The sequence below is a fragment of the Pseudomonas sp. TWR1-1-4 genome, from assembly GCF_049897165.1.
GTDB lineage: Bacteria > Pseudomonadota > Gammaproteobacteria > Pseudomonadales > Pseudomonadaceae > Aquipseudomonas > Aquipseudomonas canadensis.
This window is the reverse complement of the sequence record NZ_JAFCVS010000008.1, coordinates 42,068-60,408: the sequence shown is the minus strand read 5'-3', so window position 1 is coordinate 60,408 and position 18,341 is coordinate 42,068. Positions and strand designations below refer to the sequence as shown.

The 18,341-nt window shown below is 63.1% G+C and carries 2 protein-coding genes; both read left to right on the top strand.

Annotation, left to right across the window (positions count from 1 at the left end):
* The first annotated feature begins 2 nt into the window (after positions 1 to 2).
* A complete protein-coding gene (locus ACP7C6_RS24830) occupies positions 3 to 7,784 on the top strand; it encodes an amino acid adenylation domain-containing protein (RefSeq protein WP_426109356.1) in 7,782 nt (2,593 codons plus the stop codon).
* Between the two features lie 10 nt (positions 7,785 to 7,794).
* On the top strand, positions 7,795 to 18,210 hold the full coding sequence (locus ACP7C6_RS24825) for an amino acid adenylation domain-containing protein (protein WP_426109355.1): 10,416 nt from the start codon (positions 7,795 to 7,797) through the stop codon (positions 18,208 to 18,210).
* Positions 18,211 to 18,341 lie beyond the last annotated feature (131 nt).

The following is an 18,341-nucleotide window of genomic DNA, read 5'->3' as shown; positions in this document are numbered from 1 at the left end:
CCATGCTTTCCAACCCAAACATCGATCTGGTTTCGCGCTTTCTTCGCCTGCCTCTGGAACAGCGCCAGCAGTTTTACCAGCGCCTGCAAAGCCGGGGCATGAGCTTCGCTCAACTGCCGATCGCCTCGGTCCGCGAGGACGGCCAGCACCTGCCGCTGTCCTACGCCCAGGAACGCCAATGGTTTCTCTGGCAGTTGGACCCGGACAGTGCCGCCTATCACGTCCCTGGTGCCCTGCGCCTGAGCGGGCGCCTGGACAAGGCGGCCCTGCAACGCAGCTTCGACACCCTGGTGGCACGTCATGAAAGCCTGCGCACCCGTCTGCATCTGGACGGTGAGCAGCGCGCCCAGGCAGTACTCCCACAGGCTGTCATCGAGATCGCTGAAAGCGCGGTTGACGAGGCAAACCTCAAGGCATCGGTAGAAGCTGAAATCGCCCGTCCCTTCGATTTGCAGCAGGGGCCTTTGCTGCGTGTCAGCTTGCTTGCACTGAGTGACCAGGAGCACGTGCTGGTATTGGTGCAACACCATATCGTCTCCGACGGTTGGTCGATGGGCGTGATGGTGCAGGAACTGATGCAGCTCTACGCCGCCTACAGCCAGGGGCAGGACTGTGCCTTGGCGCCGCTGCCGATCCAGTACGCCGACTACGCGCTATGGCAACGCAGTTGGATGGAAGCGGGGGAGAAGGCCCGTCAGCTGACCTATTGGCGTGAACTGCTCAGCGGCACGCAGCCGGTGCTGGAACTGCCGTTCGACCAGCCACGCCCGGCGCAACAGAGCTTTCGTGGCGCGCGTCAGGATATTGCGCTGGAACCGGCATTGGTCGAGGGGTTGAAGGCCCTGGCCCAGCGCGAAGGCGTGACGATGTTCATGCTGTTGCTGGCGTCCTTCCAAGCGTTTCTGTACCGCTACAGCGGCCAGCCGGATATTCGCGTCGGCGTGCCGATTGCCAACCGCAACCGCGTCGAGACCGAATCGCTGATTGGCTTCTTCGTCAATACGCAAGTACTCAAGGCCGACCTCGATGGCCAGATGAGCTTTGCCCAGTTGCTGCAGCACACCAAGCGCCGTGCGTTGGAGGCCCAGGCTCACCAGGACCTGCCCTTCGAACAATTGGTGGAAGCGCTGCAACCCGAGCGCAGCCTGAGCCACAACCCGCTGTTCCAGGTGATGTTCAACCATCAGGCCCGTTCGCATTCCGCAGGACAGCAACTGCCTGGCCTGAGCGTGGCCAACTTGGAGTTGGACAGCCACAGCGCCCAGTTCGACCTGAGCCTGGATACCCAGGAAAGCGGCGAGGGCATCTGGGCCTCGTTGACCTATGCCACCGACCTGTTCAGCGCCGCGACTGTCGCGCGGATGGGTGAGCATTGGCTGGGCCTGCTGCGTGACGCGGTGGCGAACAGCGCATTGCCTTTGCAGGACCTGGCGACGCTCGACGCCCATGAGCGCGAGCACATCCTGTATCAATGGAACGCCACCGAGCGCGGCTATCCGCAAGGGCAGTGGGTGCACCAGTTGATCGAAGCCCAGGCGCTGGCACGGCCAGATGCGCCGGCTTTGTGCTTCAACGACCTGTCCCTGAGCTACGCCCAACTGAATAGCCGCGCCAACCGCTTGGCCCATCGCCTGATTGAAACCGGCGTAGGGCCGGACGTGCTGGTAGGGTTGGCCGTGGAGCGCTCGATCGACATGGTGGTCGGCTTGCTGGCCGTACTCAAGGCCGGGGGCGCCTATGTGCCGCTGGACCCCGAATACCCGCGTGATCGCTTGGCGTACATGCTGGAAGACAGTGGCGTGAAACTGCTGCTGACCCAGGCGCATCTGCGTGATCAGTTGCCGATTCCCCAAGGCCTGGAAACCCTGGTGTTGGGTGAGTCGGATTGCTCAGGCTACAGCGACGCCAACCCCAGCATTGCCCTGGATGGCGAAAACCTGGCCTATGTCATCTACACCTCAGGTTCCACCGGTCAGCCAAAAGGCGCGGGCAACCGTCATTCGGCGTTGCTCAACCGCCTGCAATGGATGCAGGAAGCCTATGGGCTGGACGCCGGCGATACCGTGCTGCAAAAGACCCCGTTCAGCTTTGATGTGTCGGTGTGGGAGTTTTTCTGGCCGCTGATGACTGGCGCGCGCCTGGTGGTCGCCGCGCCGGGTGATCACCGTGATCCGGCCAAGCTGATCAACCTGATCAATCACCAACAGGTCACCACGCTGCACTTTGTGCCGTCGATGTTGCAGGCCTTCCTGCAGGATCCGGCGGTGTCGACCTGCCAGAGCCTGCAACGCATTGTGTGCAGTGGCGAGGCCTTGCCGGTGGATGCCCAGCAACAGGTCTTCGCCAAGCTGCCGCACGCCGGACTCTTCAACCTGTACGGCCCGACTGAAGCGGCCATCGACGTGACCCACTGGACTTGCGCGGACGAAGGCCGCGATGCGGTGCCGATCGGCCGTCCGATTGCCAACCTCGGTTGCTACATCCTCGACAGCAACTTCGAACCGGTGCCGGTGGGCGTGCTGGGCGAGTTGTACCTGGGCGGTATCGGCCTGGCGCGGGGTTACCACCGTCGACCGGCGCTCACCGCCGAACGTTTTGTCGCTCACCCGTTCGTCAAGGGCGAACGCCTGTACCGCACCGGCGACCTGGCGCGCTACCGCGACAACGGCGTGATTGAGTACGCCGGGCGTATCGACCATCAGGTCAAATTGCGTGGCCTGCGCATCGAATTGGGTGAAATCGAAGCGCGCCTGCTGGAGCACGACTGGGTGCGTGAGGCCGCCGTGCTGGCGGTTGACGGTAAATACCTGGTCGGCTACCTGGTGCTGCAAAATGCCAGCGATGACTGGCGTGACGTGCTGGGCGTCCATCTTGGCCAGCACTTGCCGGACTACATGGTGCCCGCGCAATGGGTGCTGCTGGAGCAGATGCCCCTGAGCCCCAACGGCAAGCTGGACCGCAAGGCGCTGCCCAAACCCGAAGCCACTCACCACTACGAAGCGCCGCACAGTGCGCTGGAGCAACAGATCGCCGCGATTTGGGCTGACGTGCTGGGCGTTGAGCAGGTGGGTTTGAACGACAATTTCTTCGAGCGTGGGGGTGATTCGATCATCTCCATCCAGGTGGTCAGCCGCGCTCGGGCGGCCGGTATCCATTTCACCGCCAAGGCGCTGTTCCAGCACCAGACGGTGCGCAGCCTGGCCCGCGTGGCGCAGTTGCAGACGGCACAGGTGATCGACCAGGGCCCGGTGCAGGGCGCGACGCCGTTGCTGCCGTTCCAGCAACTGTTCTTCGACATGCACCTGCCGGACCGTCATCACTGGAACCAGTCCTTGCTGCTGACGCCACGCCAGCCTCTGCTGGCCGAGCCATTGGAAGCTGCGCTGCAAGTGCTCACCCTGCACCACGACGTGCTGCGCCTGAGTTTCAGCCAGCAAGCCGAAGGCTGGACTGCGCGGCATGATGCGCAACCTGCAACGCTGCTATGGCAGGCCAGCGTGCAGGACGCCGCCGAACTGCAAGCCCTGTGCGAGCGCGCCCAGCGCAGCCTCGACCTGCAACAAGGCCCATTATTGCGTGCGGTACTCGCAGAAATGGCTGACGGCTCCCAGCGTCTGCTGTTGATCATGCACCACTTGGTAGTGGACGGTGTCTCCTGGCGGGTGTTCCTCGAGGACCTGCAAAGCCTGTATCGCCAGCGGAAATTGCCGGCCAAAACGTCTTCGTTCAAGGCCTGGGCCGAGCGTTTGCAGGCGCATGCCCGCAGCGAATCGATCGAGCCGGAAAAAGCCTTCTGGCTGCAACAGCTGCAAGGCGTGCCTGCCGATTTGCCCTGCCGTGATCCGCAAGGCGCACGTCCCGGCCGTCTGGCCCAGACGGTGGTCAGCCAACTGGATGCCGAGCGCACCCGGCAATTGCTGCAACAGGCGCCCACGGCGTATCGCACTCAGATCAACGATCTGCTGCTGACCGCCTTGGCACGCGTCATCTGCCAATGGACCGGGCAAGCCTCCAGCCTGATCCAGCTGGAAGGCCATGGCCGTGAAGACCTGTTCGACGACATCGACCTGACCCGCACCCTGGGCTGGTTCACCAGCCTGTTCCCGGTGCGCCTGACCCCGGCCGAATCCCTGGCCACCTCGATCAAACAGGTCAAGGAGCAACTGCGTGCCGTGCCGGACAAAGGCCTGGGTTTCGGCGCGCTGCGTTACCTGGGTGACGACGCCACGCGCCGGGCGTTCAGCGCGCTGCCGGGGCCGCGCATTACCTTCAACTACCTGGGCCAGTTCGACGGCAGCTTTGACCAGCCGGACGGCCTGTTCACACCGGCTTCGGAACACGCTGGCGCCGAACAGAGCCCGGATGCGCCACTGGGCAACTGGTTGACCCTCAACGGCCAGGTGTACGGCGGCGAACTGCAAATGGGTTGGACCTTCAGCCCGCTGATGTTCGAGGCGCCGCAGATCGAAGCCTTGAGCCAGGCCTTCACCCGCGAACTGACCGCATTGGTTGAACACTGCTGCACGCCTGGCAACAACGGCGTGACGGCGTCCGACTTCCCGTTGTCGCGCCTGAACCAGCAGCAGTTGGAATCCCTGCCGTTGGTCGCCGATGCCGTTGAAGACATCTACACCCTGTCGCCGATGCAGCAGGGCATGTTGTTCCACACCCTGTATGAACAGACTGCCGGCGACTACATCAACCAGATCCGCGTGACGGCCGATGGCCTGGACGTGGCGCGGTTCCAGCAAGCTTGGGATGCCACGGTGCAAGCCCACGATGTACTGCGCAGCGGGTTCTTTTGGGAGGGCCAGCTCGAATGGCCGTGCCAAGTGGTCTATCGCGAGGCTCGGTTGCCGATCGAACACCTCGATTGGCGCGCGATGCCGGAGCGCGAACTGGAATTGCAGAACCTTCAGGAGGCCCAGCGCCGCCAGGGCTTCCATCTGGCCAAGGCGCCCCTGGTGCGCCTGGTGCTGGTGCGCACCGATGAGCAACGCCATGAACTGATCTACACCAGCCATCACATCTTGATGGATGGGTGGAGCAATTCGCGGCTGTTCGGCGAAGTGCTGCAACGTTATGCCGGTGTCGCAGTGCCTGAAGCGGCCGGGCGTTATCGCGACTACATCGGCTGGCTGCAGCAGCGTGATGCCGCAGCGACTGAAACTTTCTGGCGCGAACAACTGAGCGTTCTGCAAGCACCCACGCGCCTGGGCAGCAGCCAGCCGACGGCGGCGGAGGGGCATGGCGAGCATCAGCTCAGCCTGGATCGCGCACTGACTGAACGGCTTGAAGCCTTCGCGCGCACTCACAAGGTCACGCTCAACACCCTGATCCAGGCGGCGTGGCTGGTCCTGTTGCAGCGCCATAGCGGGCAGCCGGTGGTGTCCTTCGGTGCCACCGTGGCCGGGCGCCCGGCAGAGTTGGCGGGGGTGGAGCAGCAGATCGGGCTGTTCATCAACACCCTGCCGGTGATCTGCGCGGTGGACGCCCAGCAGACCGTGGCCGACTGGCTGCAAGCGGTGCAGGCGCAGAACCTGGCGTTGCGTGAGCATGAACACACCGGGCTGTACGATATCCAGCGCTGGGCCGGGCAGGGCGGTGAAGCCTTGTTCGACAACATCCTGGTGTTTGAAAACTATCCGGTGTCCAAGGCCCTGGAGCAGGGCGGTGGCAGTGGCATCCGTTTCGGCCTGCCGGATTCTCGCGAACAAACCAACTTTCCGCTGACGGTGCTGGTGGATGTCGGTGACACGCTGTCTGTGCAATTCAGCTTTGCGCGTGCGCATTTCAACGCAGTCACAGTGCAAACCTATGGCCGCCACCTGGTCAACCTGCTGCAAGCCATGCTCGACGGCGACCAACTACGCCTGGGCGACCTGGCAATGTTGGAGCTGGCTGAACGTCAACAAGTGGTCGTTGACTGGAACGCCACGGCGCAGGACTACCCGTTACAGCACTGTGTGCATCAACTGATTGAACAACAGGTGGCGCGCACGCCGGACGCTGCTGCGCTGGTGTTTGCCGAGCAGCGCTTGAGCTATGACGAGCTGAACCGGCGTGCCAATCGCCTGGCTCATCGATTGATCGAGGCCGGTGTGGGCCCGGACGTGCTGGTGGGCCTGGCGGTAGAGCGTTCGATTGAAATGGTGGTAGGCCTGCTTGCGGTGCTTAAGGCCGGTGGCGCCTATGTGCCGCTGGACCCGGAATACCCGCGTGATCGTTTGGCGTACATGCTCGACGACAGCGGCGTGAAACTGCTGCTGACCCAGGCGCATCTGCTTGAGCAACTGCCGATTCCGCAAGGCTTGAATAGCCTGGTGCTGGGTGAAGCCGCGTTCGAAGGCTACAGCGACGCCAATCCTGAAATTGTGGTGAACGGCGAAAATCTCGCCTATGTGATCTACACCTCAGGCTCCACCGGCCAACCCAAAGGCGCCGGCAACCGTCATTCGGCCCTGGCCAACCGCCTGCAGTGGATGCAGGAGGCTTACGGCCTGGATGTGAGCGATACCGTGTTGCAAAAGACCCCGTTCAGCTTCGACGTTTCGGTGTGGGAGTTCTTCTGGCCGCTGATGACTGGCTCACGCCTGGTGGTTGCGGCTCCGGGCGCTCACCGGGATCCGGCCAAGTTGATCAAGCTGATCAATACAGAACAGGTCACCACGCTGCACTTTGTGCCGTCGATGTTGCAGGCCTTCCTGCAAGACCCGACGGTTGCGACCTGTCAGACCCTGCACCGCATCGTGTGCAGCGGCGAGGCCTTGCCGGTGGATGCCCAGCAGCAGGTCTTCGCCAAGCTGCCCCAGGCCGGGCTCTACAACCTGTACGGCCCGACCGAAGCCGCCATCGACGTGACCCACTGGACCTGTGTCGATGAAGGCCGCGATGCAGTGCCGATTGGTCGCCCGATTGCCAACCTCGGGTGCTACATCCTCGACAGCAACTTCGAGCCGGTGCCGGTCGGCGTGCTGGGCGAGTTGTACCTGGGCGGCATCGGCCTGGCGCGGGGTTACCATCGTCGTCCAGCACTGACTGCCGAGCGTTTTGTTGCCCACCCGTTCGTCAAGGGCGAGCGCCTGTACCGAACGGGCGACTTGGCGCGCTACCGCGAAGACGGTGTGATCGAGTACGCCGGGCGTATCGACCATCAGGTCAAGCTGCGTGGCCTGCGCATCGAGTTGGGCGAAATCGAAGCGCGCCTGCTGGAACACGACTGGGTGCGTGAGGCCGCCGTACTGGCGGTGGATGGCAAGTTCCTGGTGGGCTACCTGGTGCTGCAAAACGCCGATGACGACTGGCGCGATGTGCTAAGCGCCCATCTTGCGCAACAGCTGCCGGACTACATGGTCCCGGCCCAGTGGATGGTGTTGGAGCAGATGCCCCTGAGCCCCAACGGCAAGCTGGACCGCAAAGCCCTGCCGAAAGCCGACGCCAGCCTGCAAGCCCGAGAGTACGTCGCCCCGAACAGCGAACTGGAGCAACAGATTGCCGCGATCTGGGCCGAAGTGCTGGATGTGGAGCGGGTGGGCCTGCACGACAACTTCTTCGAGCTGGGCGGGCATTCCCTGCTGGCAACCCAGGTGGTGGTGCGCCTGCGTGAGCAGTTGCACGCCGAATTTGACGTCAAATCGATTTTCACCACGCCGACCCTGGCCGAGTTCAGTGCCCATGTCGCCGCCCAGCAAACAAATAATTCGCCGGTGCAGGACGCATTGGCTAAATCCTTGGAGGCCCTCAAACGTCTATCAGCAGAAGATTTGGATAAATTGATTTCCTGAGGGGCGTGGCGTGCAAGCATTAATCGAGTCGGTAGGGTCACTTTCGGCGCAACAAAAGAAAGCGTTAGCGGTAATGCTCAAGCAGCAAGGCATCAACCTGTTTGAGATTGCCCCGGTTTTCAAGCGTCAGGAAGGTGAACCCCTTCGACTCTCTTATGCCCAGGAGCGCCAGTGGTTTTTGTGGCAGTTGGAGCCGCAAAGCCCGGCCTACCACCTGCCGCGCGCCCTGCGGTTGAAAGGCCGCCTTGACCGGGCGGCCTTGCAACGCAGCTTCGACAGCCTGATCGCCCGCCACGAAAGCCTGCGCACCTACTTGCATGAGGATCTTGACCAGGTGCTGCAAGTGGTCAGGCCTGAATTGCAGCTGGATATCCCCCTCGAAACGGGTGACGCCGCGCAGCTTGAAGCGCAGGTGCAAGCGGAGGTCGCCAAGCCCTTTGATCTGCAACAAGGCCCGCTGCTGCGGGTCAAGTTGCTGCAGGTGGCGCCCGATGATCACGTGTTGGTGCTGGTGTTGCACCACATCGTCTCCGATGGTTGGTCGATGCAGGTGATGGTCGACGAACTGGTGCAGTTGTACGTCGCCTACAGCCAGGGCCAAGACCTGCGCCTGCCGGACTTGCCGATTCAATACCCGGACTACGCCTTGTGGCAGCGCAGTTGGATGGAAGCCGGCGAAAAAGAGCGTCAGCTCGGTTATTGGTGCGAGCGGTTAGGCGGCGAGCAGCCTGTGTTGGAGTTGCCGCTTGATCACCCGCGTCCGGCCGTGCAGAGCTATCGCGGTGCGCGCCTGGACATTGGCCTGGACGCAGCACTGGTCACGGGCCTCAAGGCGTTGGCCCAGCGCGAAGGCGTGACGCTGTTCATGTTGTTGCTGGCGTCGTTCCAGACCCTGTTGTATCGCTACAGCGGGCAGTCGGACATCCGCATTGGCGTGCCGATTGCCAACCGCAATCGGTCGGAAACCGAGCGGTTGATCGGCTTTTTCGTCAATACCCAGGTACTCAAGGCCGACATCGACGGGCAAATGACCTTCCGTCAGTTGCTAGCCCAGGTCAAGCAACGTGCGCTGGAGGCCCAGAGTCATCAGGACCTGCCGTTCGAACAGTTGGTGGAGGCCTTGCAGCCCGAGCGCAGCCTGAGCCACAACCCACTGTTCCAAGTGATGTTCAACCATCAGACCGAAGGCCGTCGGGTACGTGGTGAGCAGCAGTTGCCGGGGCTGGCGGTGGAAACCCTGGAGTGGGACAGCCTGAGTGCGCAGTTCGACCTGAGCCTGGATACCCAGGAATCGCCCGAAGGCATTTGGGCGTCGCTGACCTATGCCACTGACCTGTTCGACGTGGCGACCCTGCAGCGCATGGCTGAGCATTGGCAAACGTTGTTGCGTTCAGTGGTCGGGCGCGCCGGCAATCGCATTGCGCAACTCGCGATGCTGGTCGACGACGAGCAACGCCGGTTGTTGCAAGACTGGAACCACAGCGCGGCGGCGTTTGAGGACCTTGTGGGTGTACAGGGATTGTTTGAAGCCCAGGTTCAGCAGCATCCCGACGCGGTTGCCTTGTGCCTGGACGATCAGTCCATCAGTTACGCTGAGCTGAACCGTCAGGCAAACCGTCTGGCCCATCACTTGATCAGTCTGGGCATTGGCCCGGAAGTGTTGGTGGGCGTAGCGGTCGAGCGCTCGTTCGATATGGTGGTGAGCCTGCTGGCGGTGCTCAAGGCTGGCGGCGCCTACGTGCCGCTGGACCCGCAATACCCGCGTGAACGCCTGCTGCATATGCTCGAAGACAGCGGCGTGCGCCTGGTGCTGACCCAGGCCCATGTGCCGATGCCATTGCCCGAAGGCATGGCGACGCTGGACCTGGCGGATGCGCGCCTGGCGCTGTGCCCTGAGCGCGACCCGCAGGTAGCGGTCTCGCCGCAAAACCTGGCCTACGTAATCTACACCTCGGGCTCCACCGGCAAGCCCAAGGGCGTGGCGATCAACCATGCGGCACTCACCGAGTTTTCCAGCATTGCCGCGGGTTATTCACGGTTGACCCGTGAGGATCGCGTGCTTCAATTCGCGACCCTCAACTTCGACGGTTTCGTCGAGCAGCTGTACCCGGCATTGACCCACGGCGCCACCGTGGTGCTGCGCGGTCCGGAGTTGTGGGACAGCGCGCGGTTGTACGATGAAATCATCGCCCAGGGCATTACCCTGGCCGACTTGCCGACCGCCTATTGGAACCTGTTCCTGCTCGACTGCCTGGCCGCCGGCCCGCGCTCCTACGGCGCGCTTCGCCAGATCCACATCGGCGGCGAAGCCATGCCGCTGGACGGTCCGGCACAGTGGTTGAACGCCGGGCTCGGCCATGTGCGTTTGCTCAACACCTATGGCCCGACCGAAGCCACCGTGGTATCGAGCGTGCTGGACTGCACGGCGGGCACCGAACTGATCGGCGCCACCGCCAGCCCGATTGGCCGCTCGCTGCCAGGTCGCGCGTTGTATGTACTGGATCGCGATCTGAACCTGGCACCGTTGGGCGCCGTGGGCGAGTTGTATATCGGCAGCCGCTGTGGCCTGGCGCGTGCCTATCTGAACCGTGCGTTGCTGACGGCTGAGCGTTTTGTGCCGGACCCTTTCGGTGAGGCCGGCGAGCGTCTGTACCGTACCGGCGACCTGGCACGCTACCGCGCTGACGGAGTAATCGAGTACGTCGGCCGGGTCGACCATCAAGTGAAAATCCGCGGTTTCCGCATCGAGCTGGGTGAAATCGAAGCGCTGTTGCTGGCCCAGGCGGGCGTGCGTGAGACGCTGGTGTTGGCGGCCGACAACCAGCTCGTTGCTTATTTGGTTGCCGAGCAAAACGACGCCGAAGCGCTCAAGTCGATCCTGCGTGAACAATTACCGGATTACATGGTGCCTGCGCACCTGATCTTCCTTGAACGCATGCCGCTGAACCCGAATGGCAAGCTGGACCGCCAGGCACTGCCCAAGCCGGATGCCAGCCAATCGCAGCAGGTGTGGGTCGCGCCGGTCACCGAACTGGAGCAGCAAGTCGCCGCAGTGTGGGCCGATATTCTCGGCGCCGAGCGGGTAGGGCTGACTGACCATTTCTTTGAGATGGGCGGGCATTCGTTGTTGGCGATGCAGGTGGTGTCGCGCCTGCGTCATGCACTGGGGCGTGAAGTCCCGCTGAAACTGATGTTCGAGCAACCGCGCCTTGAAGGTTTTGCCGCCACACTGCACGCACTGGAGGCGCCGGAAGGTGAGCAGGCGCCGCCGCTGCTGGCGGTCGGCCGCGAACACCCACTGCCGCTGTCTTACGCCCAGGAGCGCCAGTGGTTTCTCTGGCAGTTGGACCCGGACAGCGCTGCGTACCATATCCCCAGCGCCTTGCGCCTCAAGGGGGCTTTGGATGTCTCGGCGCTGCAGCGCAGTTTCGAGGCCCTGGTGGCGCGCCATGAAAGCCTGCGCACCCATGTGCAAGTGCAGCCGGAGGGCGCGCGGCAAGTGATTCGAACTGACGCCGCCTTGCCGATCAGGTTGGGCGAGGTCAACGAGGCCGATCTCCAGGCCCAGGTCGAGGCCGAGATCGCCCGGCCATTCGATTTGCAAGAGGGGCCGTTGTTGCGCGTGACCCTCCTGCGCCTGGCCGAAGACGACCATGTGTTGGTGGTGGTGCAGCATCACATTGTGTCCGATGGTTGGTCGATGCAAGTGATGGTCGATGAGTGGGTGCAGTTGTATGCCGCATTCAGCCAGGGCCGGGCGCCAGACCTGCCGGGTATGCCGATCCAGTACGCCGACTATGCCGTGTGGCAACGCACCTGGATGGAGGCTGGGGAAAAAGCCCGCCAGCTCGATTACTGGCGTGACCTGCTCGGCGGTGAACAACCCGTGCTGGAATTGCCGTTCGACCATCAGCGTCCGGCACAACAGAGCCATCGCGGCGCGCGCCTGGACGTAGCGCTGCCGACCACCCTGGCCGCCGAGCTCAAGGCCTTGGCCCAGGCGCAGGGCGTGACCCTGTTCATGTTGCTGCTGGCCTCGTTCCAGACCTTGTTGCACCGCTACAGCGGCCAGCAGGACATTCGGGTCGGTGTGCCGATCGCCAACCGCAACCGGGTCGAGACCGAGCGGCTGATCGGCTTTTTCGTCAATACCCAGGTGCTCAAGGCCGATATCGATGGGCAAACCACCGTTGCCCAGTTACTGGCCCAGGTCAAGCAGCGCGCGCTGGAAGCCCAGGCGCACCAGGACCTGCCGTTCGAGCAACTGGTCGAAGCCTTGCAGCCCGAGCGTAGCCTGAGTCTCAACCCGCTGTTCCAGGTGATGTTCAACTACCAGGCCGAAGGTCGTACCGGTGATAAACCCCAGGCGCTGGCGCAGTTGCGCATCGAAGGCTTGGCGTGGGACCGGCTTACCGCCCATTTCGACCTTGACCTGGATGTCCAGCAAAGTCCGGACGGGCTCTGGGCTTCGCTGGGGTATGCCACCGACCTGTTCGAAGCGTCGACCATCGAACGCATGGCGCGGCATTGGCAGAACCTGTTGCAGGCGATGGTTGCCGATCAACAGCAAACCATCGCGCACCTGAACCTGCTTGACTTTGATGAGCAGCAACACATTCTTCAACTGTGGAACCAGGTAGATGCAGGCTTCTCGGCCGAGCGTCTTGTGCATGAGTTGGTGGCTGACCGCGCCAGGGAAAATCCGGACGCGGTCGCGGTCAAATTCGACGCGCAAACCCTGAGCTATGGCGAGCTGGACAGCCAGGCCAACCGCCTGGCCCACGCCTTGATCGCCCGTGGCGTCGGCCCGGAAGTGCGCGTGGCGATTGCCATGCCACGCAGTGCCGAAAGCCTGGTGGCGTTCCTCGCGGTGATGAAAGCCGGTGGCGTGTATGTGCCGCTGGACATTGAATACCCGCGTGACCGCCTGCTGTACATGATGCAAGACAGCCGTGCGCAATTGTTGCTGACCCATAGCCGCGCGTTGCAGCAACTGCCGATTCCCGAGGGCTTGGACACCCTGGCGATTGATCGCACCGAAGACTGGGCCGATTACCGCGACACTGCGCCGGACGTGAAGCTGGACGGCGATAACCTGGCCTACGTGATCTACACCTCCGGCTCCACCGGCATGCCAAAAGGCGTGGCAGTGTCCCATGGCCCGTTGGTGGCGCACATCATCGCGACCGGCGAGCGCTATGAAACCAGCCCGGCTGACTGCGAACTGCACTTCATGTCGTTCGCCTTCGACGGCTCCCACGAAGGCTGGATGCACCCGCTGATCAACGGCGCCAGCGTGCTGGTCCGTGACGACAGCCTGTGGCTGCCCGAATACACCTACGCACAAATGCATCGTCACAACGTGACCATGGCGGTGTTCCCGCCGGTGTACCTGCAACAGTTGGCCGAGCATGCCGAGCGTGACGGCAACCCACCCAAAGTGCGTGTGTACTGCTTTGGCGGTGATGCGGTAGCCCAGGCCAGCTACGACCTGGCCTGGCGCGCACTCAAACCGAATTACCTGTTCAACGGCTACGGCCCGACTGAAACCGTGGTCACACCGTTGCTATGGAAAGCCCGCCGTGGCGATCCCTGCGGCGCGGTTTATGCCCCCATCGGCACCTTGCTGGGCAACCGCAGCGGCTACGTGCTGGACTCGCAACTCAACCTGCAACCCATCGGCGTAGCTGGCGAGTTGTACCTGGGCGGCGAAGGCGTGGCACGGGGTTATCTGGAACGGCCGGCACTGACTGCCGAGCGTTTTGTGCCGGACCCATTCGGCAAACCTGGCAGCCGCGTGTATCGCAGCGGCGACCTGACCCGTGGCCGTCCGGATGGCGTGGTGGATTACCTTGGGCGTGTCGATCATCAGGTGAAGATCCGTGGTTTCCGCATCGAACTGGGCGAGATCGAAGCGCGCCTGCGTGAGCAGGACAACGTTGGCGAAACCGTGGTGGTCGCCCAGGACGGTCCGACCGGCAAACAACTGGTGGCGTATGTCGTGCCGGCCGAGGGCCCGCTCGCCAATGAAACCCAATTGCGCGAAACCTTGCGCCGTGCGCTGAAAACCCATCTGCCGGATTACATGGTGCCCGCGCACTTCATGTTCCTGGCGCAGATGCCGCTGACCCCCAACGGCAAGCTCGACCGCAAGGGCCTGCCGCAGCCGGACACCGCGCAGTCGCAAGGCGTCTGGGTTGAGCCGGTAACGCCGTTGCAGCAGCAGGTCGCGGCGATCTGGGCGCAGGTGTTGGGGGCCGAGCGTATCGGCCTGAACGATCACTTCTTCGAGCTTGGCGGGCATTCGTTGCTGGCCATGCAGGTGATCTCGCGTGTGCGTCAACTGCTTGGACGAGAGGTCGCCTTGCGCACCTTGTTCGAGGCGCCGCAGTTGGAAGGCTTTGTGTTGGCCTTGCAGGCTGCGGACCAGACGCTGGCGCCGCCGATGCTGGCGGTCGGGCGTGACCAGCCGTTGGCGCTGTCGTTTGCTCAGGAACGCCAGTGGTTCCTTTGGCAACTGGACCCGCACAGCGCGGCTTACCATATTCCCAGCGTGTTACGCCTGAACGGGCACTTGGACCAACAGGCCTTGCAGCGCAGCTTCGACGCACTGGTGATGCGTCATGAGAGCCTGCGTACCCAGATCTACCAGGATGGCGAGCGTGCGGTTCAAGTGATTCGCCCAGCCACTGCGCTGGTGATTGCACGGGCAGATGCCGACGCCGTCCATCTTCAACAGCAGGTCGAAGCCGAGATTGCCCGGCCCTTCGACTTGCAGAGTGGCCCACTGCTGCGCGTCACCTTGCTGCGTCTGACTGACGATGAACATGTACTGGTGCTGGTGCAGCATCACATCGTGACAGACGGCTGGTCGATGCAAGTGATGGTCGATGAGTTGGTACAGCTATACGCCGCCTACAGCCAGGGCCAGACGCCGCAGTTGCCGGAACTGGCGCTGCAATACGCCGATTACGCGCACTGGCAGCGCCAGTGGATGGCGGCGGGCGAGCGCGAACGTCAATTGGCGTATTGGCAGCAACTGTTAGGCGGCGAACAGCCGGTACTGGAACTGCCCACTGCGAATGCGCGGCCGGCGCTGCAAAGCTACCGTGGCGCCAGCCTGCAACTTGAATTGCCGCCCGCGCTGGCGGCCGGGCTCAATGCTCTGGCGCAGCGTGAAGGCGTCACGTTGTTCATGGTGTTGCTGGCGTCTTTCCAGAGTCTGCTGTACCGCTACAGTGGCCAGCAGGACATCCGCGTCGGTGTGCCAATCGCCAACCGCAGCCGGGTTGAGGTGGAACGCCTTGTCGGGTTCTTCGTCAACACTCAGGTATTCAAGGCGGATATCGATGGGCAGCTCTCTGTCGGCCAATTGTTGCAGCAGGTCAAGCGCCGCAGCCTGGACGCCCAGAGCCATCAGGACCTGCCGTTCGAGCAGTTGGTGGAGGCCCTGCAACCAGAGCGCAGCCTCAGCCATAACCCGCTGTTCCAGGTGATGTTCAACCACCAGAGTGAGGCGGGGTTGATGACGTCGGGGCAGTCACTGCCGGACTTGCGCGTAGAAGGGCTGGATTGGGGCAGCCAGACCGCGCAGTTCGACCTGAGCCTGGACACCCAGGCTTCGGCGGAGGGTATCCACGCCACCCTGACGTACGCGACCGACCTGTTTGCGCCCGCCGTTCTCGAGCGCATGCTGGCCCATTGGCAGAACCTGTTGTGGGGCATGCTGGATGATCCGCAACAGCGGGTCAGCCAGTTGCCGCTGCTGGAGCCTGTCGAACAGCAGACCCTCGTAAGGCAATGGAATGCCACGGCGCGCGACTATCCACAACAGCCGGTGCATCAATTGATCGAAGCGCAGGTTGCGCAGACGCCGGATGCCCCCGCACTGGTCTTCGCCGCGCAGCGCCTGAGCTATGCCGACTTGAACCGGCGCGCCAACCGTCTTGCCCATCGCTTGATCCAGGCTGGCGTCGGGCCGGACGTGTTGGTCGGATTGGTCGTGGAGCGTTCCATCGAGATGGTGGTCGGCCTGCTCGCCGTGCTCAAGGCCGGCGGTGCCTATGTGCCGCTGGACCCGGATTACCCGCCTGAGCGCCTGGCGTACATGCTTGAAGACAGCGGCGTGAAGCTGCTGTTGACCCAGTCCCACCTGCTGGAACAACTACCGCGTGCCGAAGGCATCGAATGCCTGTTGCTGGGCGGCTCTGGGTTCGAAGACTTCCCTGACACCAATCCCGGCCTTGCGCTGGACGGCGAGAACCTCGCGTATGTGATCTACACCTCCGGCTCCACCGGCCAGCCCAAGGGCGCGGGCAACCGCCATTGGGCGTTGACCAACCGCTTGTGCTGGATGCAAGAGGCCTACCACTTGACCCCTCGCGATACGGTGTTGCAGAAGACACCGTTCAGCTTCGACGTGTCGGTTTGGGAGTTCTTCTGGCCGTTGATGACCGGTGCGCGCCTGGTGGTCGCGGCGCCGGGGGATCACCGTGATCCGGCGAGGATGGTGGCGCTGATCAACGCCGAACGGGTGACGACGCTGCACTTTGTGCCATCGATGCTGCAGGCGTTCATGCAGGATGCGGCGGTCTCCAGTTGCCAGAGCTTGCGCCGCATTGTATGCAGCGGTGAAGCGCTGCCGGTGGATGCTCAGCAACAGGTCTTTGCCAAATTGCCTGCGGCAAGCCTGTACAACCTGTACGGGCCGACGGAAGCGGCCATCGACGTGACCCACTGGACCTGCATCGATGAACAACGCGACACGGTACCCATCGGCCAGCCGATCGCCAATCTGCAGACCTACGTGTTGGATGCCCAGTTGCAAGCGGTCCCCGTCGGCGTGGCGGGCGAGTTGTACTTGGGCGGCCTGGGCTTGGCGCGCGGCTACCATCGCCGTCCCGCGCTGACTGCTGAACGTTTCATTGCCTCGCCGTTCGAGTTGGGGGCGCGCTTGTACCGCACGGGTGACCGCGTGCGCCAGCGCGCCGACGGTGTGATCGAATACCTCGGGCGCCTGGATCATCAGGTCAAGTTGCGTGGCTTGCGTATTGAATTGGGTGAAATCGAAGCACGCATCCTCGAAACCGCTGAAGTCCAAGAGGCGTCGGTGCAGGTGGTCGATGGCAAGCATCTGGTCGGCTACCTGGTGCTGCAAACGCCCGGTGAGCACTGGCGCGAACCGCTCAGTGCGCACCTTGCGGCGCATTTACCCGACTACATGATTCCGGCGCAGTGGGTGTTGCTGGAACAGATGCCCCTGAGCCCGAACGGCAAACTGGACCGCAAGGCCTTGCCCAAGCCCGACGCGTCTCAGCACCAGCAGGTGTTCCGCGCGCCACACACCGAGCAGGAACAGCGCCTTGCAACGATCTGGGGCGAGGTGCTGGATGTCGAGCGCGTTGGCCTGGATGACAACTTCTTTGAACTGGGCGGTCACTCGCTGCTGGTATTGATGCTCAAGGAACGCATCCGCAAGGCCACCGGCAAGACGCTGTCGGTCAGCCAATTGATGCTTAACCCCACGGTCGCAGGGCAGGTGAATTGCCTGGGCAACGGCGCGGGGCAGTCGCTGATCGTCAAGCTCAACAGCCAGACCGAAGGCACGCCGCTGTTCCTGTTCCACCCAAGCTACGGCTCGGTGCATTGCTACAAGGCCATCGGACTGGCACTGCGCGAGCGGCGGCCGGTGATGGGCGTGATCTGCCGCGCGTTGGCCGAGGAGGGCAGCGCCGTACCGAGCTGGCAAGCGATGGTCGAGGACTACACCGGGCAATTGCTCGATGCGTTGCCTGAGGGGCGCTATCGTCTCGCGGGCTGGTCCATGGGCGGTAACCTGGCCATGGAAGTCGCCTATGCCTTGGAGCAAGCCGGGCGTGAGGTGGAAGTGGTCGGCTGGATCGATGCTTCGCCGCCTTACTGGCTCAAGGCTTACTGGGACGCAGCGGTGATTGCGGATGACGATGATCTGTCGGTCAACCAGCGCCGCGTTGAACTGTTGCAGGTGATGTTCCCGGCGTCGAGCCAGCAGATCCGCACCGCCTGGTTGGACAGCCAGGCATTCTTCAGTGATGAAGCGCAGCAATGGCAGGCACTGGGTGCCTGGGCTGAAGAGGCGTTGGGCGAGACGTTCCGGGAAATCAAGGCAAGCTTGCTTGAAGGGGATGAAGCGCAGATCTCCTGGGAGCTAGACCGCACCCTGGGCCAGCGGCTCAAGGACGCCGACTTCAAACCGCTCAAAGCGCCGCTCCGCTGCTGGTGGGCCGCCGGCAGCCGTGCAGGCCAGCATCGCCAATTGATTGAAGCGACCATGGAGCAGGTGGTGGGCCAGGGGTGTGTCCAACAGTCGGTGCTGATCGACTCCACCCACGATCGCATCATCGATAACGCTGCGTTTGTGCAGAGCTTCGCCGATGCGATGAAGTAACGGTCGGCAGCAACCCAAGCCCCTGGCCTCTACGGCCAGGGGTTTTTTTGTGCCGGGTGTACGGGCAGGCGCGCACTAAAAAGCCCCTGGTCATTGCGCATGGCCAGGGGCTTGGTTGGAACGGCTAGCGT